The following is a 20,141-nucleotide window of genomic DNA, read 5'->3' as shown; positions in this document are numbered from 1 at the left end:
TCCCCTTCGAAAGTCATTCATCACGCAAGGCCTCGAGCGGCGCGACGCGCGCGGCACGCCAGGTCGGCACGAGGCAGGCCGCGAGCGCGACCACGGCCAGCACCGCCACGACGCCCGCGAGCACGCGTGGATCGGCACTGCCGACGCCGTACAGCTGCGAGGCGACGAGGCGGCCGACCAGGAGCGCGCCGACCACGCCGAACGCGATGCCGGGCAGCAGCATCGCGAGGCCCGAGCGCAGCACGAGGCGGTGGATCGCGCGCGCGTCCGCGCCGAGCGCCTGGCGCAGGCCGATCTCGCGGCGGCGCCGGCCGACCGTGTAGGCGACCACGCCGTACAGGCCGACCGCGGCGAGCGTGAGCGCGACACCCGCGAACACGGCCATGAGCGAGGCATTGAAGCGGCGCAACGCGAGCGTCGAGCCGATCACCGTGTCGAGCGTGCGCACCGCGTACACGGGCGCATCGGGAGCGACCTCGCGCATCGCCTCGCGCAGCGGACCCGCGAACGCGAGCGCGTCGCCGCGCACCTTGAGCGCGATCGCGATCTCGCCCTTGATCGCCTTGGCCAGCGGGAAGTACAGCTCGGGCTGCGCCTCGCGCTCGAGCCCGGCCTGGCGCACGTCGCCGACCACGCCGACGACCGGGATCGGCGCATCGCCGAAGGTACGGATCTCGCGCCCGATCGCGTCGCCGCCACCGAGGAAGCGCGTCGCGAACGCACGGTTGACGAGCAGCTCGGTCGGCAGCAGCGCGCGTGTGCCGTCGAGCGCGTCGAACGCACGACCGGCTTCGACCGGGATGCCGAACGTGCGGAAATAGTCGGTGCTGACGAAGCGGTACTGCACGGCCGGCTGGCGTCCGGCCGGATCGCCGACGACCTCGAACGCGCTGCTCCAGCTCGCGATGCCCGACGCCGGCAGGCCGAAACTCAACGAGACCGCATCGACACCGCCGATCGCGCGCAGGCGTTCCTCGATCGCGGTCAGGCGCGGACCGAGTGCGGACATCGCCTGCCCGGCCCATGCATCGAGGTCCTCGCCGGGCTGCAGCACACGCGTCGGGATCGAGAACTGCGCGGTGAGCACCTGGCGCGCGTCGACGCCGGTGTCGACCCCGCCGAGACGACGCAGCGAATCGACGAGCAGGCCGGCGCCGGCGAGCAGGGTCAGCGCGAGCGCGAGTTCGGCCGCGACGAGCACACGGCGTGCGCGTGCCGCGCCGCGCGTACCGGCCTGGCCACGCGAGAGGCCGCGCAACGCGAGCGCAGGATCGGCAGCGGCCGCGCGCCATGCCGGCACGAGTGCGAACGCGAGCATCGTCGTGCCGGCGACGAGGCCGGTCACGGCGACGACGCGCAGGTCGAGCGACGGTGCCGTGTAGCCCGGCAGCAGGCCCGGATCGAGCTGCGCGAGCGCGGCCGTCGCAGGCCAGGCCAGCGCGAGGCCGGCGAACACGCCGAGTGCGGTCACGACCAGCGCCTCGGCGACGAGCTGGCGCGCGAGGCGGCGCTGACCCGCGCCGAGTGCACGGCGCAGCGCGAGCTCGGCGTGGCGGTCCTGGGCACGCGCGAGCATGAGGTTGGCGAGGTTCGCGCACGCGATCAGCAGTACGAGCGCGGACGCCGCGAGCAGCATCTGCAGCGGCGTGCGCAGTTTCGCACCGATCGCGTCCTGCAGCGGCTCGACCGCGGCCGACAGGCCCGCATCGGTATCGGGGAACGTCGCCGCCTGCCAGTCGGTCACGCCGCGCAGCACGTCGCGTGCCTGCGTGGCCGTGACGCCGTCACGCAACCGTGCGACCACGCGCAGGAAGCTCATGTCACGGCGGCTCTGCGCATGACCCGGTGCATAGGTCGGCATCCAGGCCTGCGCGTCCGCCGGGAAACGGAACGCCGCCTGCGCCACGCCGACGACGCGATACGCGTCGCCGTTGAGCACGACGTCGCGACCGACGATGTCGGCGGCGGCACCGAAGCGCGTGCGCCACAGCGCATCGCCGAGCACGACGACGCGCACGTTGTGGCGCTCCTCGTCGTCGCCCCAGGCGCGGCCGAGCGCGAGTGGCCGTGCGAACACGTCCCAGAAGCCCGGCGTGACCTTGTACGAGGCGAGCCGCAAGGCATCGCCGTCACCGGCGAGGTTCATCGTCTCGGGCGCATACGCGCCGAACGCATCGAACGCCGCCGTGCTGCGTTCACGCCATTCGTCGAACTGCGGCACCGGGCTGTCGCTGCCGCGGTACGGCGGCTGCTCGCGCGTGACGCTCACGAGGCGGTCGCCGTGCGCGAACGGCAGCGGCTTGAGCAGTACCGCGTCGTAGACCGTGAAGATCGCCGCGAGCGCGCCGATGCCGAGCGCGAGTGTCAGCACGGCCGTCGCGAGGAACGTCGGCTGCGCGCGCAGGCCGCGCCAGGCCAGGCGCAGGTCGTCGGCGAATGCGGCGATCACGGCGTGCCTCCGCGCGGCATCGACGGTGTGTTCGAGAGTGCATCAGTCGTCACGCAAGGCCTCCATCGGCGCGACGCGCGCCGCACGCACGGCCGGCAGAACGGTCGCGAGCAGGCCGGCGAGACCGAGCACGGCGAGCGTCGCGATCCAGGCGAGCGGATCGGAAGCGCCGACGCCGTGCAGGAATCGCTCGAGCAGGCGTCCCGCGGCGAGCGCGAGGGCGAGACCGGCGGCGAGGCCGATCGCGACATCGACAAGGCCGCGCGCGACGACGCCGCGCATGAGCCGCGGCGCCGAGGCGCCGAGCGCGGCGCGCACCCCGAACTCGCGGCGGCGCGAGGCCACCGCGACCGCGGTGACCGAGTAGAGGCCGACCGAGGCGAGCACGATCGCGAGCACCGCGAACACGCCGACCAGCGCGGCATTCATGCGTTGCACCGACGTCGCCGCCGCGACATCGCGCTCGAGCAGGCGCAGGCCGGCGATGCCGAGACCCGGGTCGACGTCGCGCAGCGCGGCACGCACGCGCAACGCATACGCAGCAGCATCGCCTTCGACGCGCACCGCCACGTTGACCGGCACGAACTGGCGCAGCAGCGCGAGCATCGGATCGGGCATCTGCGCGATCGGCGCGAACACGGTCGGCGGTGATGCTTCCTGCGGACCGAAATCGCGCACGTCGGCGGCGACACCGACGACGCGCATCGCGGGCATGCCGTCGCCGAAATCGACGGTCAGCGTCTGGTCGAGTGCCTGGCCGCCGAGATAGGCCTTCGCGAAGGCGTCGTTGACGACGACGACCGGTTCGCCACCGGCGACATCGCCGTCGCCGATGTCGCGCCCGGCGAGCAGCGGGATGCCGAACGCGGCGAGCGTGCCGGGACCGACCGCGCGGTACTGCGGCGCCTCGTCGATCGGCAGGCCATCGGAGCGCCTGATCGACATGTTGAGCTGCGAGCCGATCGGCAGGTTGGTGGTCAGCGCGATGTCGCGCACGCCGGGTTCGGCACGCAGCCGCTCGGTGATGCGCTCGCCGAGGCGATGCACGGCCGCGGTGTCGGGATAGGTCGCCGCGGCCGGATTGAGGCGCAGCACGAGCACGCCGCGCGCATCGAAACCGAGCTCGACCTGCGAGAGCTTCCACAGCGAATGCGCGAGCATCGCCGACGAGGCCAGCAGCAGCGTTGCGAGCGCCGCCTGCGTGGCCACGAGCACGCGGCCGAAACGCTGCGTGCCGCGGCTCGCGCCCGTGCGCCCGCCGGCGACGAGATCGCGCGGCGTGCTGCCGCCGCGCCAGACGCCAAGCAGCGCCGCGAACACGCCGACCATGACGGCGGCGACCAGCGCGACGGCGAACGCGCGCAGGCCGATCAGCGAGGCATCCGCGGCGATCCATCCATCCGGCAACCAGGCGCGACCGAAGCTCAGCATCGCCCACGCGAGCACGAGGCCGCCGACTGCACCCGCGACACCGACGAGCACGCCTTCACCGAGCGCCGGCAGCGCGAGCCGCACGGCCGAGGCGCCAAGCGCTGAACGCACCGCGCCTTGATGGCTGCGCGCGAGGGCGCGCAGCAGCATGAGGTTGGAAAGGTTGACCGCGACGAGCAGCAGCACGCAGGCCGCGCAGCCGAGGAACAGCAGCAATACCGGACGCGCGGCGGCGCCAAGCTCGCCCGCGATCGGCCTCGCGTAGAAGCGCGGGCGCCAGTCGCCCTGCTCGCGACCGAGTTCGACCGACAGCGCCTGCAGGCGCGTGTCGTAGGCGGCCTGCACCGCGTCGATCGACGCACCGGGCGCCAGGCGAGCGAAGACCAGCAGGTTGGTCGCACCGTCGTTGCTCGCCGGCGCGAGCGCGAGCGGCAGCAGCACGTCGGGCGAACCGTCGAGGCGGAACGTCGGCGGCAGCACGCCGACGACCGGCGTGGCAACACCGTCGACGAGCACGTCGCGACCGATCACGCCGGTGTCGCCATGGAAATGGCGCTGCCAGAACGCGTGGCCGAGCAGCGCCGCACGCGGGCCGCCGGGGCGATCCTCTTCGGCCGTGAAGTTGCGGCCGAGCACGGGAGCGACGCCGAGCGTCGGCAGCAGGCCGGCATCAACCGGCCATGCGGTGACGAGATCGGGATCGCCGCCGCCGGCGACGTTGACGTCCTTCGGCACGAAACGCGAACCGAGACGCTCGATACCGTCGATGCCGTCGAGCCGCTGGTACTGGCGCGGCGCGATCGTCGACCAGGCGTGGCGGTCGCTCTTGCCGAGCACGACGAGGCGCTCGGCCTGCGGATACGGCGGCGGTGCGAGCAGCACCGCGTCGACGAGCGCGAACACCGCGACCAGCGCACCGATACCGAGCGCGAGCGTGGAGCCCGCAAGCGCGACGAAGCCCGGGCGGCGCAGCGCGTTGCGCGCGCCGATGCGCAGTTCGTCGAGCATGAGGGTGAGGAAGGTCGTCATCGCACGCCTCCGATGCGAGGGTTCAGGGATGCGAGGTTCACGCGAGTGCCTCGCGTGGCATGACGCGGCTCGCGCGACGTGCCGGCAGCAGGCTCGCGAGCAGCAGCGTGCCGGCGAGCACGACGGCGACCGTCGCGAGCGTGACGAGATCGGTCGCGGGCACGCCGTAGAGCAGACCCGCGAACAGGCGCGTCGTCGCGAGCGAGGCGGCGAGTCCGGCGACGATGCCGACCACCGCGATGCGCATGCCGTCGCGCAGGACGAGGTCGAGCACGCCGCGCGACGAGGCACCGAGCGCCTGGCGCAGCGCGAATTCGTGGCGGCGCTGGCCGACCGCGAACGCCATGAGGCCGTACAGGCCGCCGGTCGCGAGCACGAACGCGACGCCCGCGAACACGCCGAGCAGGATCAGGTTGAAGCGGCGCTGCGCCACCGCGCGCTCGCGCACCTCGGCGAGCGGGTAGACGCGGCTCGGCACGTCGATGGCCTCGCGTTCGAGCAGCGTGCGCACGGCCGGCAGCGTCGTCGCGAGCGGCAGCGTCGTGCGCGCGACCACGCTGAACTCGCCGGCGATGCGCGGACGCTGCGCGATCGACACGTAGACCGCACCCATCGGCGTGCGCTCGAGACGGCGTTCGTGCACGTCGCCGACGATGCCGATGATCGTTACCGGGCGCATGTCGCCGTCCATGTTGCCGACCTGGATGCGCTGGCCGATCGGATCACGGCCCGGCCAGGTCTTTTGCGCAACCGTCGCGCTGATGACGGCGACGTGCTGGCTGTCCTCGCGATCGCGTGCGTCGAAGGCACGGCCCGACAGCAGCGGGATGCCGGCGGCGTCGAAATACCCCGCGCTCGCGGCGCGGAATTCGGCATAGCCGAGCTGCGTAGGCGGCGGCGTGTCGAACGAGGTGACGGTGTCGTCCCAGAATGCGCCGTTGGCGCCGCCGGTCAGCGGCAGGCGGTTGGAACCGCCGACCGCGGTGATGCCGGGCTGCGCGGCGAGCGCGTCCATGATCGCGGCGTAGCGGCGTGCGGCCTGCTGCGCGGCGGCGGGTTCGCCCATGCCGGGTTGTGACAGCTCGATCGCGATCGCGCCTTCGGCACGGAAACCCGGATCGACCGCGAGCAGGCCGACGAAGCTGCGGCCGAGCAGGCCCGCACCGACCAGCAGCACGGTCGTGAGTGCGGTCTGCGCGACGAGCAGTACCTTGCGCGAGCGCAGCGTCGCACGGCTCGAGGACTGCCCTCGCCCGCTCTCGCGCAGCGTCTCCATCGGTGCACGCGCACGCGCACCGAGCACCCCGGCGATCGACAGGATCACGGCGATGACGACGGCACCGGCGAATGCGCAAGCGACAGCCGACGCGGAGACGTGGATCTCCTGCGCGCGCGGCAAGGTCTCGCCGGCCAGATGCACGAGCAGGCGCAGCGCGCCCCAGGCCACCGCAAGGCCGGCCAGCGTGGCGGCGAGGCTGACCGCGAGGCTCTCGAGGAACACCTGGCGCGCGAGGCGTGCGCGGCTCGCGCCGAGCGCGGTGCGCACCGCGAACTCCTTCGAGCGTGCGGCGGCGAGGGTCAGCAACAGGTTCAGCGCGTTGCTGATCGCGATCGCGAGCAGGAACACGGTGCCGGCCGCGAGCATGAGCAGTGCGCTGCGCACGGGCGCAGCGATCGCGTCGGCGAGCGGCGTCACCTCGAAGCCATGGGCATCGACGTCACCGGCATGTTCGCGCTGCAGGCGCGTCGCGAGCGCCGCCACGGCGAGGCGCGCGGTGCCGAGTGCGGCGCCGTCGTCGAGCAGCGCGACGGCATCCCAGTTGTGCGCGGTGCGCGATTCGCCGCCGGTCCACGCGGCCGGTGCGGGCGTCCATACGGCGGTGTCGCCCGGATAGGCGAAGCCCGCCGGCATGACCGCGACGATCGTGACCGACGTGCCGTCGATGTCGAGGCGCTGGCCGAGCACGTCCTCGCGACCGTTGAGCTGCGAACGCCACATCGCGTGCGAGATCACCGCGACCGCGCCGCGCTCGTCGCGGTCGAACGTGCGTCCGAGCGACGGTGCGAGGCCGAACACGCCGAAGAAGTCGTCGCCGACCCAGGCCACGCTGGTGCTGCGCAGCTGGCCGCCGAAGCCGACCGGCGAAGGACCTTCCGAGATGAAGGCAGTCTTCGCGACGCCCTGGGTGCCCGCGGCGAGATCGCGGTAGTTCGGCATCGCGAGCGCCATCGGGCGACCGTCGTCGGAGAGCTCGCGCAGCTGCACGACGCGATCCGCATTCGGGAACGGCAAGCCGCGCAGCAGCACCGCCTCGACCACGCACAGGATCGCCAGCGCCGCGGCGAGGCCGCAGGCCAGCGTCAGCATCGCGAACGCATGCGTACCGGGATGGGCGCGCAAGGCGCGCAGGGCGTGGCGGAGATCGTCGTGCAGCGTGTTCATCGGTGTGCGTGTGTTCCGGTGGTGAGGCAGAAAAAAGGCCTGGCGGGAGGGCGCGGTCAGCCGTCGCGCAGCGCCTCCATCGGCGGCACGCGCGCGGCGCGCAGCGTCGGCACGATGCAGGCGGCGAACGCGACCACCGCGAGCACGGCGACCGTCGTCGCGAGCACGAACGGATCGGCCGCGCCGATGCCGTAGAGCTGCGAGGCGAGCAGGCGGCCCAGCGCGAGCGCGCCGAGCGCGCCGGCGACGAGGCCCGGCACGATCAGGCGCAGGCCCGAACCGAGCACGAGGCGGTGGATGTCGAGCACGTTCGCGCCGACCGCCTTGCGCAGGCCGATCTCGCGGCGGCGCTGCGCGACCGAGCCGGCGATGACGCCGTACACGCCGATCGCGGCGAGCACGAGCGCGACGAGCGCGAAGCCGCCCATGAGGCGCAGGTTGAACGCGCGCATCGCGACGCCGCCCGCGGCGAGCTCGTCCATGCTGCGCACGCGGAACACCGGCATCGCGGCATCGAGCTCGCGCAGCGCGGCACGCACGGGCTCGGCCATCGCCATCGGCTCGCCGGCGACCTTGATCGCGAGTTCGAACTGCGGGAACAGCGAATGCGCGTGGTGCATGTAGACCTCGGCATCGGGCTCGCGCTCGACACCCATGCGCGCATCGGCGACGACGCCGACGATGGTCTTAGGGCCACCGAGGAACACGACTTCGCGGCCGAGCGGATCGACACCGGGCAGCAGGCGACGCGCGAACGTCTCGTTGACGACGACCTGGGTCGGGAACGCGCCGGGGCGTGCATCCGCATCGACGAGGTGGCGGCCGGACACGAGACGCATGCCGAGCGTCGCCATGAAGTCAGGATTGACGAAGCGCCAGTTCGCACCGGTGCGGCTCGCGCCACCGTCGGGCGCGGCCTGGCCGACGACCTCGATCGTCGAGCTCGCGTTGTCGGCGCCCGACAGCGGCAGTGCGTCGCTGACACCGACCGCAGTCACGCCGGGCAGCGCGGCGAGGCGGGTGATCACGGCATCGATGCGGCTCTGGAAGATCGCAGTGTTGCGCTGGTAGGCGGTCTCGAAATCCTCGCCCGGCGTGGTCGGCGGCGTCGGCACGATGATCGACGCTGTCAGCACGTGCGAGGTGTCCACGCCGGTGTCGACGCGACCGATCTGGCGCAGGCTCTCGACCAGCAGGCCGGCACCGGCGAGCAGCACGAGCGCGACCGTGAGTTCGGCCGCGACGAGCACGTTGCGCACACGTCCGCCGGCACGCCCGCCGACGCTGCCGCGCGCCTCGTCCTGCATCGCGCGGGCGGGATCGGCACGCGAGGCGCGCAGGGCCGGCCAGATGCCGAATACGAGCATCGTCGCGAGCGCGGTCACGACGCAGACCGCGACGACGCCGGCATCGACGCCGACCAGGCTGTGGCCCGGCAGCACGTCGGGCGCGGCACCAAGCAGCATCGGCACCGCGAACGCGGCGACGGCGAGGCCGACCGCACTTCCGAGCAGCGCGATGATGACGACCTCGGCGAGCACGAGACGCAGCAGGCGCGCCTTCGATGCACCGAGCGCGGCGCGCACGGCGAGCTCGCGGTGGCGCTCGACGCCCCGCGCGAGCAGCAGGCTGGCGAGGTTCGCGCATGCGATCAGCAGCACCAGCGCCGAAGCGCCAAGCAGGATCAGCAGTGGCTCGCGCACGCTGCTGACGAGGCGGTCCGGCAGTGCGACGAGACTTGCACCGATCGTCCCGGAACGTCCTCCGTTCTCACTCGACAGCCTTTCATTGACCTGCGCCAGCACCGCGTCGGCCTGGGCGAGGCTCGCGCCGTCGGCGAGCCGCGCAACCACCGAAAGATAGCTCGTCTCGTCGGTCGAGTTGCCCGCGCGCAGCGCGGTCGGCACGAACACGTCGACCGTGTAGGGATAGCGGAATGTCGCCGGCGTGATGCCGACGATGCGGTAGGCGGTGCCGTTGAGCACGACGTCGCTGCCGACCGCGTCGGCGCGGCCACCGAGCTGGTGCTGCCAGAACGCGTGGCCGATCACGACGACACGCTCGTTGCGCGACTCTTCCTCGTCGCCGAAGTAGCGACCCGCGGCGGCCGGCAGGCCCATCGTCGTCCAGAAGCCCGGCGTCACCGCGTAGGCGGTGAGGCGCTCGGCCGCCGCGCCGGGCGCCTGGAAATGCAGCGTCGCCCCGGCGAACGCGCCGAAGCTGTCGAACTGCTCGCGCGAACCCTCGCGCCAGGCGTTGAACAGGTTCGCCGAGACCGGTCCGCCGTACGGCTCCGATACGCGGTCGATGCGCACGATGCGCTCGGCCTGCGGATACGGCAGCGGCTTGAGCAGCGTGCCGTCGACGACGCTGTACACCGCGCCGATCGCACCGATGCCGATCGCGAGCGTGAGCACCGCGACGGCGAGGAATGTCGGCTTGGCGAGCAGGTTGCGCCAGGCGCGGCGGAGGTCGGCGGTGATCGCGTGCATGGTCCGGGCTCCGTTTCAGCGCAGGGCGGTGGCGGGATCGACCGATGCCGCGCGCACCGGCAGCGGCTTGAGCAGCATCGCGTCGAGGATGCCGAACATCGCCGCGCAGGCGCCGATGCCAAGCGCGGGCACCGCGACGAGCGTGAAGCCCGACGTGCGGACCCGTTGGCGGAGCGCGAAGCGCAAGGTGTTCATGGCCGGCACGTCGACGCGATCAGGTCGCGCCGTTCGCGGTGGCGCGCGCCGGACGCATGAGGCGCTGGTCCTCTTCGTGGCGCAGGCGGTGCATGGTCGCCTCGTCGACGACGCGACCGTCGAACATGAAGATCTTGCGGTCGGCGAAATCGGCGTAGCGCGGATCGTGCGTGACCATGCAGATCGTCGAGCCGGCCTTGTGGAGTTCGTCGAGCAGTTCCATGACCGCCTCGCCGTTCTTCGAGTCGAGGTTGCCGGTCGGTTCGTCGGCGAGCAGGATCGATGGCTGGCCGACCAGTGCGCGTGCCACCGCGACGCGCTGCTGCTGACCGCCCGAGAGCTGCGCCGGGTAATGCTTCACGCGGTGCGCCATGCCGACGCGCTCGAGCGCGGCGATCGCGCGGTCGCGGCGCTCGGCCTTGGAGACGCCGTCGCGGTAGGTCAGCGGCAGCTCGACGTTCTCGAACACGGTCAGGTCGCCGATCAGGTTGAAGGCCTGGAACACGAAGCCGATTTCCTGGTTGCGGATCGCCGCGCGCTCGCTCGCGCCGATGTCGGCGACCTCGCGGCCGTTGAGGCGGTAGGTGCCCTCGCTCGGCGTATCGAGCAGGCCGAGGATCGCCAGCAGGGTCGACTTGCCGCAGCCGGACGGGCCCGTGATCGACACGTACTCGCCCTTGGCGATCGCGATGTGCACGCCGGCCAGCGCATGCGTCTCGACTTCGTCGGTCAGGAACACCTTCTTGATGTTGTCGAGGCGGAGCAGGGATTCGTCGGTCATGGCGGGCTCGTGTCGGTCGGCGATGGGATGCGGTGGGAAACGGAAGGCGTCACTTGAGGCGCAGGCGGTCAGCCTGGTCGTAGGCGCTGGTGTCGGAGAGCACGACGCGATCGCCGGCCTGCAGGCCCTGGCGCACCTCGATGAGGTTGACCGAGCTGCGGCCGAGCAGCACCGGCACGCGCTCGGCGACGCCGTCGGCATCGACGCGGAACAGGCGTGCCTCGGTCTCGGGCTGGCCGAACGCGGGGCGACCGACGTAGAGCACGTCGGCGAGGCGCTCGATCTCGATCGTGCCGTCGACGGAAAGGTCCGGACGCGCACCACCCGGCAGGTCGCCGGTCAGCTCGACGTCGACCTGCACGGTGCCGTTCTGCACGGCCGGATCGACGCGCAGCACCTTGCCGGCAACGATGCCGTTGCGCGTGTCGATGCGCGCGGGCTGGTCGATGACGATGTCCTTGGCCTGGGTTTCGGCGATGCGCAGCTCGGCCATGAGTTCGCCGGGACGGGCGACACGCGCGAGGTTGGAACCGGCGGCGACCTGCTGGCCTTCCTCGACCGCGATGCGCTGCAGGACGCCGGCGATGCCGGCGCGCACCTTGAGCGCATCGGCCTGGCGCTGGCGCAGGTCGCGCGTCGCCGCGAGCTGGGCGAGTCGCGCCTGGTCGGCGGCGAGCTGCGCACGCATGTTCTGGGTGAACTGGTCGATGCGCTCGTGTTCGATGCCGAGGCGCGTCTTGAGCTGGCCCATCGCGAGCGCGCTGCGCTTGGCCTGGATGCCCGGGATGATGCCCTTGTCGCGCAGCGTGGCCTCGGCTTCGGCCTGCAGGCGTGCGGATTCGTAATCGGCCTCGATGCTGGCGAGGCTGGCCTTCTGGTCGAGCAACTGCGACTGCAGCGTCGCGCGGCGCACGGCGAGGTCGGCTTCGGCGGCGGTGACCTCCGACTTCGCCGACAGCAGCTGATCGTCGACCTCGGGGTTGTTGAGTTCGAGGATGACCGTATCGGTCTCGACCTTCGCGCCGGGCTTGACCACGATGCGCTCGACGCGCGCGGCGGTCTCGGCGGCGATCCAGCGGATCTCCTTCGGCACGAGCGTGCCGGGGCCGCGCACCTCGCGCAGCAGCTCGCCGCGCTTGACGGTGTCGACGAGCAGGCTCGTGCGCTCGACCGACGGCATGGCCGGTCCCAGCGAGGCGAGTCCGACGCCGGCGGCGACGACGAGAGTGGCGACGACCGTGCCGAGGATGATCTGGCGGCGGCGCTTGCGTTGCTTCAGTTCGGGGCGTGCGATGTCCATGGGCATGCTTCAGCACGAGGCATGCCAATCCTTCACATCATCGCAATCTATTGATCTGAAAAGCCCTTGGACTGGCGTGAACACGGCCAGTGCGGACGGGTGTCCGGCATCGAACACCCGCGCCGGTGAAAGCGTTCAGTCGTGTCCGCCTGCTGCGGACGTGCCCGTGACGGCCCCCCACGGCGGCGGCGGCGGTGCCACCGGTGCGGTCAAGTCGAACACCACGCTGAAATGGCGTTCGGGCCTGCGCAGCTCGTACGTGAAGCGGCTGCCCGGTTCGATCTCGAGCGTCCACGTGTTGTCGACCGATGCGGTCAGCCCGGCGGCCTCGAACATGGCCTTCGATTCGGCATCCGCCGGGAACGACTGGCGCTGCGCCGAGCCGGCGGTCGGCCCTGCGGAATCACCGCCGTACATCGACAGATCATCCGGCGTGCCGTCCTCGTGGCGATGGTCGTGCTTGAGGCGCAGGCCCTCGGACGTACGCGTGACGATCCAGGTGCGCGAGCGGTTCTCGCCCACATGGAACGGGATGCGGATCTCGTCGGCCCTGCACGACGCCACGTGCATCACGGGCGGGCCTCCGAACAAGGCGAGATCGGCTTCTTCGTGTGCACCCAGCGCACCACCGAAGGCCTTGCCGCACAGCGTGGTCAGGTTGGCGAAGAACGCGTCGGCCGCCGTCGCGACCGGCGCACCGACCTCCGCTGAGGTGGGAGCGCCGGAGGGGCCGTCGGCGGCCGGCGGCGGGGCCTCGCGCGAGCACGCGGCGAGGACGAGGACACTCGTGGTCAGGAGAAGGATGCGCATCGTCACACCCTAGACGGCGGGCCCGGCAGGATCAAGACATGCGGAGCCTGTCACGTCACGCCTGTCAGGAACTGACATGCCCGCGAAGTAATACCACGATGATTCAATGACTTGAGATCGAATCACGTATGGCACGCGGATTGCTTTGTCCACAATATCCGATCCACCACCTTCCGTTTCACGATAGGAACGATGCCATGGGCAAGGTCAGCAAGTTCATCCAGTTCTCGACGCCGGAGAGCCTCGGTTGGGAAGTCCGCTACGACGGCCTGCTGGCCGTGGCGAGCATCCAGGGCGTCGCCGTCGCGGGCATCTCGGGTCCCTGGCCGGATGGCAATTTCGTCCTGACCTGGTGGTCGACGCGCGACACCGAAGTCGCCCCGACCATGGAGTTCCACCCGACCATGCATTCGGCCCGCGCACGCGTCGAGGAAGTCACGGCGACGCTCGTTCCCCAGGCTGCCTGATTCGGCGAATCGGCGTTCGCCCCTCGGGACGAGTGCCGCGATGCCGGCGGCGGCACGATAGAACGGGCCGCCACCCGCACCACCCGCTGCGCCGATCGAGTTCGACGCAGGCGGTGACGATGCTCCGTCAGATCCGGCCGAGCAGCAGCAGGATGATCAGGATCACCACGACGAGGCCAAGGCCGCCACTCGGGCCGTAGCCCCAACGACGGCTGTGCGGCCACGCCGGCAATGCGCCGACGAGAAGCAGGATCAACACGATCAGCAGGATGGTCGAAACGGTCATGGTCTTGTCCTTGTCCGGGGCTGAACATCGAAGGGACGTGTCGCGTCCCGAGGGCGAAACTCCGGAATGACTGCAGCGTCGACCGATGCCTGCCGAGTCGCACCGAGAACGTCACCCCGAGGGCCCTACGGATAGGCCGTCGGCGGTGAACGCGTCCTGACATTCGCCGGGCATGCTCGAAAGCGGTCACCGGCCAGTCATGCAACGGACTTGATCACCCGCTCCGCCGCCCCGATCGAGGGCGCACGACACGCGGAGATCCCATGGTCCGTCCACCTTCCGATTCCCACGACGACGTCCCATGGCGCGACGTCGTGTTCGTCTGCACCAAGTGCATGAAGCGGCAGGACCGCGAATCGCTGCGCGACGACCTCAAGCGTGCCTTGAAGGCGTCGGGTACGCGCGACGTGCGCGTCGTCGCGAGCGGGTGCCTCGACCTGTGCCCGAAAGACGCCGTCACGATCGCGATCGGACGCGAACTCGCCGGCGGTGCACCGCGCATGCACGCGCTGCGCGTGCAAGGCCAGGCGGCGGCAACGCATGTCGAAGCGCTGCTCCGCGTCGCTCGGATGTCCGCGGCCTGAACGTCGTTCGCGGTGCAACCACGTATTCACCATCGAGTCGCGACGGCGTCGCTAGGGTTGTTCCCACGCCGAGGCCGAGGTCTGGCCGCCATCCGAGGAGAACCTCCATGAAGACCCCGAAGATCCGCAACCCGCTTTTCACCGTCGCGCTGGCGACGATTTCCGCCGCCGCGTTCGCGCAGACGCCGGCGATGACCGAACCGAGCACCGAGCGTGCGCCGACGTGGTCCGAGTCCGACACGAGCCGCGACGGCTTCCTGAGCAAGGACGAGCTGATTCCTTTCCCGGGCGTGCTCAAGCAGTTCGAGATCATCGACACGGACGGTGACGGCAAGATCTCCGAATCGGAGTACAAGACCTGGCTCGACGCGCGCAAGCGCTGAGCCCACGTGTCATGCTGCGAAGGCCGGGCCTCGTGCCCGGCCTTCGTGCGTCAGGTGGCGTTCGCGGCGGCGCGCTGCAGGTGCTCGACGGCGGCCGGGATGCCGAGCGGCTCCCCGACCTGCACGACGCGCGGACCGTCCGCCGCGAATGCGGTATCGAGCTCGAGCGACCACGTCGAGTGGTACGGCATGTAGATGCCCCATCCGCCGAGTTCGACCACGGGCGCGATGTCCGATCGCAGCGAGTTGCCGACCATCGCGAATGCCTCGGGCGCGACACCGCATTCGCGCAGCACGCGGGCGTACGCGGGAGGATCCTTCTCGGAGACGATCTCGATGCGGTGGAAAAGGTCCGTGAGGTTGGAGCGCGCGACCTTGGCCTGCTGGTGGATCAGGTCGCCCTTCGTGATCAGCACGATGCGATGCGACGCGGCGACGGCCTCGACCGCGGCGCGGATGCCCGGCAGGAGCTCGACCGGGTGGGCAAGCACTTCCTTGCCGATGCCGACCAGGCGATGCAGGTCGCCCGAGCTGATGAGGCCGCCCGTGATGTCGAACGCAGCCTCGATCATGGACAGCGTCATGCCCTTGGCACCGTAGCCGAACACGTGGATGTTGCCGGCCTCGATCGCGAGCAGGCGCTCGTGCACGCGGGCATCGGCGAGGTCGACGTACTGTCCGACGATGCGCTCGAACTCGGCCTGCGCGGCGTCGTAGAAATCCTGGCTGTGCCACAACGTGTCGTCGCCGTCGAAACCGATCAGTTCAAGCATGGAAATACCGGAAGGTGCAGGGGGAAATGTGTGTCGGCACGCGCGGTGCGGTCGCCGCGCGCGTCGTGGCAGGCGCGCATTGTAGCGCCGAGGCGGCGGCGCTCCCCGGGCATGCGCCTGAACGGCGTCCCGCCGCCAAGGCACGGCCCACTGCGCTAAGATGATGGCTGCAACCGACCCGCCGGACCCCGTGATGAGTCTCACCCAGCCGCAACGCTTCGTCGTCTTCGCGATCCTCGTCCTGCTCATGGCGGCGACGCGCATCAATCACTTCGCGGTCGTTCCCGACGCGTCGTGGGCCGTGTTCTTCGTCGCAGGCTTCTACCTCCGCCACGCGGTGCGCTGGGCGTTCCCGGCCCTGCTCGCGCTGGCCGTCGTGATCGACTACGCGGTCATCACCTCGCAGGGCCTGTCGTTCTGGGCGCACTACTGCATGTCGCCCGCCTACGGCTTCCTGCTCGCCTCGTACGCCATCCTGTGGTTCGGCGGCGCCTGGCTCAACGCCCACCACGGCGGCCTGCGGCCGCAGGCACTCGGCCTGTTGGCGGTGTCGGTGCTCGCCGCGACGAGCCTCACGTTCCTCGTCACCAACGGCAGCTTCTACTGGCTGAGCGCGAGCGTGGCGTCGCCGAGCATGGGCGGCTGGATGACCAACCTCGGCCACTGGTACCTGCCCTACCTCACGACGACCGCGAGCTACGTCGGCGTCGCGGCGCTGCTGCACGTGATCGTCGGCCTGTTCGTGCAGCAGGCCGGGCCGGTCGGTACCAAGCGCGCCGGGCGTGGGTAACCGCCTTTCGAAGATCTACACGCGCACCGGGGACGACGGCAGCACCGGCCTCGGCGACGGCACGCGCGTCGGCAAGGACTCGGCACGCGTCGGTGCCTACGGCACCGTCGACGAAGCCAACAGCGCGATCGGCGTCGTGCTCGCCTGCGAGGTCCCGCAGGCGGTCCGCGACGTGCTCGTGCGTGTCCAGCACGAGTTGTTCAACCTCGGCGGCGAACTGTGCATCCCGGGCATGGCGCTCGTGCACGATGCCGACATCACGCGACTCGAGCACGACCTCGACGGCTTCAACGAGGATCTCCCGCCGCTCAAGGACTTCATCCTGCCCGGTGGCGGTATCGCCGCCGCCCATTGCCACCTCGCGCGCACGATCTGCCGGCGCGCCGAACGCGATGTCGTCGCGCTGGGCCGCGACGAGGCCGTCCGCCCCGAGGCGTCGCGCTACCTGAACCGCCTGTCCGACCTGCTGTTCGTCGTCGCGCGCGTACTCGCGCGGGCGTCGGCGCAGGGCGAGGTGCTGTGGAACCACGAGCGCGTCGCGCGCTGACCGGGAACCGCCTGCATGACCGTCGCGCTGTTCACGCACGCCGCCTGCCTCGACCACATGCCCGGACCGGGCCACCCCGAATCCCCTTCGCGACTCGCCGCCGTCCTGCAGGCGCTCGACACCGACCGCTTCGCGCGCGTCGACCGCATCGAGGCGCCGCGCGCGACGCGCGAGCAGCTGCTGCGCGTCCACGACGCGCGCCTCGTCGACGACATCCACGAAGGCGTGCCCGCCGACGGCCTGCGCCGCCTCGATGCGGACACCGCGATGTCGCCGGGTTCGACGGATGCCGCCCTGCGTGCGGCGGGCGCGGTCTGCGCGGCGGTCGATCTCGTCCTCGCCGGCAGTACGCGACGCGCGTTCTGCGCCGTGCGACCACCGGGTCACCATGCCACGGCGCAGACGGCGATGGGCTTCTGCCTGTTCAACAGCGTCGCGGTCGGTGCGGCGCATGCGCTCGCCGGCGGCGCAGTGCAACGCGTCGCGATCATCGATTTCGACGTCCACCACGGCAACGGCACGCAGGACATCTTCTGGTCGGATGCGCGCGTCATGTACGCCTCTTCGCACCAGTGGCCGCTGTATCCGGGCACCGGCGCGGCACGCGAGCGCGGAGCCGGCAACATCGTCAACGCACCGCTCGATCCGGGCGCGGGCTCGGTCGAGTTCCGCGAGGCCTACACGAAGACCGTGCTGCCCGCGCTCGAAGCCTTCGCGCCACAGCTGGTCATGGTCTCGGCGGGTTTCGATGCGCACAAGCTCGACCCGCTCGCCAACCTGAACCTCGAGACCTCCGACTACGCCTGGGTCACCGAGCGCCTCGTCGACCTCGCCGAGCGCCATGCGCAGGGGCGCATCGTGTCGAGCCTCGAGGGTGGTTACAGCCTGACCGCGCTGCGCGAGGCGACCGCCGCCCACATGACCGCCCTGCTCGAGGACTGAACGGCGTTTGCCGCCGCGACGGCGTTTCGGCAAGCTAGCGCGTCCCCGCAACCGGCCAGCGCCCGACGTGTCGTCCTTCTTCCCTGCTGTACCCGTGCGGCGCGCGCTGTGCGCGGCCGTCGTGCTCGGCCTCGTGGCCCCGGCCTGGGCGGCGGATGCCCCCGCGCACGCCTGCCCGCTCGGCACGTTCGTGTGCGCGAAGCCGTCGGTCGATTTCTCGATGTGCCCGAAGAACGACCTGCTCGATTTCTACGTCGCCGACCTGCCGACCGAGGGCGACCGTGCCGCTGCCGATACGCAGGTGCACGCCGATCGTTCGCGTTCAGCCGATGGCCAGACCTACGAGCTCGACGGCAACGCGAGCATCCGCCAGCTCGACCAGCTGATCCGCGCCGATCGTTTCACCTACGAGCAGACGTCGACGCGCTGGACCGCAACCGGCAACGTGCGCTACCAGGATCGCGACATGCTCATGTCGGCGCACGACGGCAGCGGCACGACGACGCCGAGCCAGGGCACGCTCAACGGCGTGCGCTACCAGTTGCTGTCCTCGCGCGGCAACGGCCGCGCGGACGTCGCCGTCATGCGCGACGCCGACCACGCCGACCTCACCGGCACGACCTTCAGCACCTGCCCGCTCGACACCCCGGGCTGGGCGTTCGCCGCACGCGAGATGCACCTCGACCAGGCCGAGGGCGTAGGCACCGCGCGCGACATGACGTTCCGCGTCGGCGACGTGCCGGTGTTCTGGTTGCCGTACGCGACGTTCCCGCTCGACGATCGCCGCAAGTCGGGCTTCCTGTTCCCCGACTTCAGCTACGGCGACACGCGCGGCCTCGACATCACCGCGCCGTACTACCTCAACCTCGCGCCGAACTACGACGCGACGCTGACGCCGCGCCTGATGACCTACCGCGGCCTCATGCTCGGCGGCGAGTTCCGCTACCTGTTCGACCACAGCCGCGGCATGGTCGAGCTCAACCTGCTGCCCGACGACCGCGAATCGGGCGGCCGCCGCAGCCTGTTCCACTGGGACAACAGCACGCGCATCGACGGCACGTGGGGCTTCTCGGCCAACATCAACCACGCTTCGGACGACCGCTACTTCGAGGATTTCGGCCGCAGCCTCAACATCGCCGCGACGAGCCTGCTGCCGTCGAGCGCCTACCTGACCGGCAACGGCACGTGGTGGTCGGCGAGCATCGGTGGCGACGAGTACCAGGTCACCGATCCGACGCTGCCCGGCTCGGCGGCGCCGTACCGGCGCCTGCCACGCCTGACCTTCGACGCCGAACAGCGCTTCGGCGCGGTCTTCGACGCGGGCGTGAAGTCGGAGTTCGTGTCGTTCTCGCGAGAGGACTCACTCGAGGGTCGCCGACTCGACCTGTATCCGTACATCGCGTTGCCGATCGAGCGCGCATCGTGGTTCGTGCGGCCGGAGCTCGGCTACCGCTACACCGGCTACGATCTCGACCGCGATGCGAACGACTCGCCGCACCGCGCGGTGCCGATCGCGAGCCTCGACGCCGGCATGGTCTTCGAGCGTGACGTGTCGCTGTTCGGCAGCGACTACACGCAGACGCTCGAGCCGCGCGCCTATTACCTGCGCGTGCCGTACCGCAACCAGGACGACCTGCCCGTGTTCGACACGCAGGAGGTGCCGTTCACGTTCGGCCAGCTGTTCCGCCCGAACCGCTTCGTCGGCGCCGATCGCCAGATGGACGCGAACAACCTCACGCTCGCGCTGACCTCGCGACTGCTCGACGCCGCCGACGGCCGCGAGCGCGTTTCCGCGAGCTTCGGCCAGATCCGCTACTTCGACGAACAGCGCGTGCAGCTGCCGGGACGCCCGCCGACCGACTACAACGGGTCGACCTACGTCGGCGAGGTCGATTTCCGCTTCAACGACCGCTGGCGCGCGACGTTCTCGAACCAGTGGAACCCGAACACCGACCGCACCGACCTGTCTGCGATCGGCCTGCAGAACCGCTTCGGCAGCGAGGGCGTTTTCAACGTCTCGTACCGTTTCCGCCGAGACTTCCTCGAACAGCTCGACAGTTCGGTGCTCGTGCCGCTGAGCCCGTCGTGGCGCCTCATCGCGCGCTGGAACTTCTCGCTGCTCGAGGACAAGACGCTCGAGGCGTTCGCCGGCTTCGAGCACGAGAGCTGCTGCGTGGCCTGGCGCGTGCTCGGCCGTCGCTACGTGCACAACATCGAGGGTGACGCGACCAACGCGATCTACTTCGAGGTCGAGTTCAAAGGCGTCGGTGCCTTCGGCCAGAAGGCCGGCGACTTCCTGCGCCGCTCGATCACCGGCTACCGATGAGGCCCCGTGGCGGCCGCACGCCGCCACGCGACTGCGCGAAGTTTTAACGCCGCCGCGCCGGATCGCCCGCTAGAATGGGCGACTGTCCGCGTCCCGGCACCACCGGAATCCCG

General features: G+C 70.8%; 17 protein-coding genes. 7 read left to right on the top strand and 10 right to left on the bottom strand.

Annotated features, from left to right (window positions below):
- Nucleotides 1-13: 13 nt before the first annotated feature.
- From ACQQ2N_RS12710 to ACQQ2N_RS12675, 8 genes are all read right to left on the bottom strand, one after another.
- On the bottom strand, nt 14-2,449 hold the full coding sequence (locus tag ACQQ2N_RS12710; protein ID WP_440221945.1) for an ADOP family duplicated permease: 2,436 nt from the start codon (nt 2,447-2,449) through the stop codon (nt 14-16).
- A gap of 42 nt (nt 2,450-2,491) precedes the next feature.
- The gene (locus ACQQ2N_RS12705) at nt 2,492-4,909 is read right to left on the bottom strand and encodes an ADOP family duplicated permease (protein WP_440221944.1); all 2,418 of its coding nucleotides are present in this window, start codon (nt 4,907-4,909) and stop codon (nt 2,492-2,494) included.
- A 37-nt stretch (nt 4,910-4,946) separates the two neighbouring features.
- Nucleotides 4,947-7,352 (bottom strand): ADOP family duplicated permease, encoded by a 2,406-nt coding sequence (locus tag ACQQ2N_RS12700; RefSeq protein WP_440221943.1) that lies wholly within the window; start codon nt 7,350-7,352, stop codon nt 4,947-4,949.
- Between the two features lie 56 nt (nt 7,353-7,408).
- Nucleotides 7,409-9,844, bottom strand: coding sequence for an ABC transporter permease (locus ACQQ2N_RS12695; RefSeq protein WP_440221942.1), 2,436 nt, complete (start codon nt 9,842-9,844; stop codon nt 7,409-7,411).
- Nucleotides 9,845-9,859: 15 nt separating this feature from the next.
- Nucleotides 9,860-10,039, bottom strand: coding sequence for a hypothetical protein (locus ACQQ2N_RS12690; protein WP_440221941.1), 180 nt, complete (start codon nt 10,037-10,039; stop codon nt 9,860-9,862).
- Between the two features lie 19 nt (nt 10,040-10,058).
- A complete protein-coding gene (locus tag ACQQ2N_RS12685; RefSeq protein ID WP_440221940.1) occupies nt 10,059-10,820 on the bottom strand; it encodes an ABC transporter ATP-binding protein in 762 nt (253 codons plus the stop codon).
- Between the two features lie 49 nt (nt 10,821-10,869).
- Nucleotides 10,870-12,120, bottom strand: a complete 1,251-nt coding sequence (locus ACQQ2N_RS12680; RefSeq protein ID WP_440221939.1) for an efflux RND transporter periplasmic adaptor subunit — start codon at nt 12,118-12,120, stop codon at nt 10,870-10,872.
- A 135-nt stretch (nt 12,121-12,255) separates the two neighbouring features.
- Nucleotides 12,256-12,930: a hypothetical protein gene (locus ACQQ2N_RS12675; RefSeq protein ID WP_440221938.1), complete on the bottom strand. Its 675-nt coding sequence runs from the start codon at nt 12,928-12,930 to the stop codon at nt 12,256-12,258.
- 197 nt (nt 12,931-13,127) lie between these two features.
- Between ACQQ2N_RS12675 and ACQQ2N_RS12670 the strand changes: the two genes are divergently transcribed.
- On the top strand, nt 13,128-13,397 hold the full coding sequence (locus ACQQ2N_RS12670) for a hypothetical protein (RefSeq protein WP_440221937.1): 270 nt from the start codon (nt 13,128-13,130) through the stop codon (nt 13,395-13,397).
- A gap of 127 nt (nt 13,398-13,524) precedes the next feature.
- On the opposite strand, the gene ACQQ2N_RS12665 is transcribed toward ACQQ2N_RS12670, so the two are convergent.
- Nucleotides 13,525-13,683 (bottom strand): DUF3309 family protein, encoded by a 159-nt coding sequence (locus tag ACQQ2N_RS12665; protein WP_440221936.1) that lies wholly within the window; start codon nt 13,681-13,683, stop codon nt 13,525-13,527.
- A gap of 263 nt (nt 13,684-13,946) precedes the next feature.
- Between ACQQ2N_RS12665 and ACQQ2N_RS12660 the strand changes: the two genes are divergently transcribed.
- Nucleotides 13,947-14,267 carry a hypothetical protein gene (locus ACQQ2N_RS12660; RefSeq protein ID WP_440221935.1) on the top strand — a complete coding sequence of 107 codons (321 nt, stop codon included), beginning with the start codon at nt 13,947-13,949 and terminating at the stop codon, nt 14,265-14,267.
- Between the two features lie 107 nt (nt 14,268-14,374).
- Entirely contained in the window at nt 14,375-14,650 is a 276-nt protein-coding gene (locus ACQQ2N_RS12655) for a hypothetical protein (protein WP_440221934.1), read from the top strand.
- A gap of 50 nt (nt 14,651-14,700) precedes the next feature.
- On the opposite strand, the gene ACQQ2N_RS12650 is transcribed toward ACQQ2N_RS12655, so the two are convergent.
- Complete coding sequence (locus ACQQ2N_RS12650; RefSeq protein ID WP_440221933.1) at nt 14,701-15,423, bottom strand: HAD family hydrolase; 723 nt, start codon at nt 15,421-15,423, stop codon at nt 14,701-14,703.
- 193 nt (nt 15,424-15,616) lie between these two features.
- Here ACQQ2N_RS12650 and ACQQ2N_RS12645 point away from each other — a divergent pair, with 193 nt between their 5' ends.
- From ACQQ2N_RS12645 to ACQQ2N_RS12630, 4 genes are all read left to right on the top strand, one after another.
- Entirely contained in the window at nt 15,617-16,213 is a 597-nt protein-coding gene (locus tag ACQQ2N_RS12645) for a hypothetical protein (protein WP_440221932.1), read from the top strand.
- Nucleotides 16,206-16,760, top strand: coding sequence for a cob(I)yrinic acid a,c-diamide adenosyltransferase (locus ACQQ2N_RS12640; protein WP_440221931.1), 555 nt, complete (start codon nt 16,206-16,208; stop codon nt 16,758-16,760). The genes ACQQ2N_RS12645 and ACQQ2N_RS12640 overlap by 8 nt, the downstream gene beginning before the upstream one ends.
- 15 nt (nt 16,761-16,775) lie before the next feature.
- Nucleotides 16,776-17,702, top strand: coding sequence for a histone deacetylase family protein (locus tag ACQQ2N_RS12635; protein ID WP_440221930.1), 927 nt, complete (start codon nt 16,776-16,778; stop codon nt 17,700-17,702).
- A gap of 67 nt (nt 17,703-17,769) precedes the next feature.
- Nucleotides 17,770-20,028: an LPS-assembly protein LptD gene (locus ACQQ2N_RS12630; protein ID WP_440221929.1), complete on the top strand. Its 2,259-nt coding sequence runs from the start codon at nt 17,770-17,772 to the stop codon at nt 20,026-20,028.
- Nucleotides 20,029-20,141: the final 113 nt, after the last annotated feature.

This window comes from Dokdonella aquatica (assembly GCF_051987395.1).
Classification (GTDB): domain Bacteria; phylum Pseudomonadota; class Gammaproteobacteria; order Xanthomonadales; family Rhodanobacteraceae; genus Dokdonella.
This window is presented reverse-complemented; position numbering and strand designations above follow the sequence as displayed.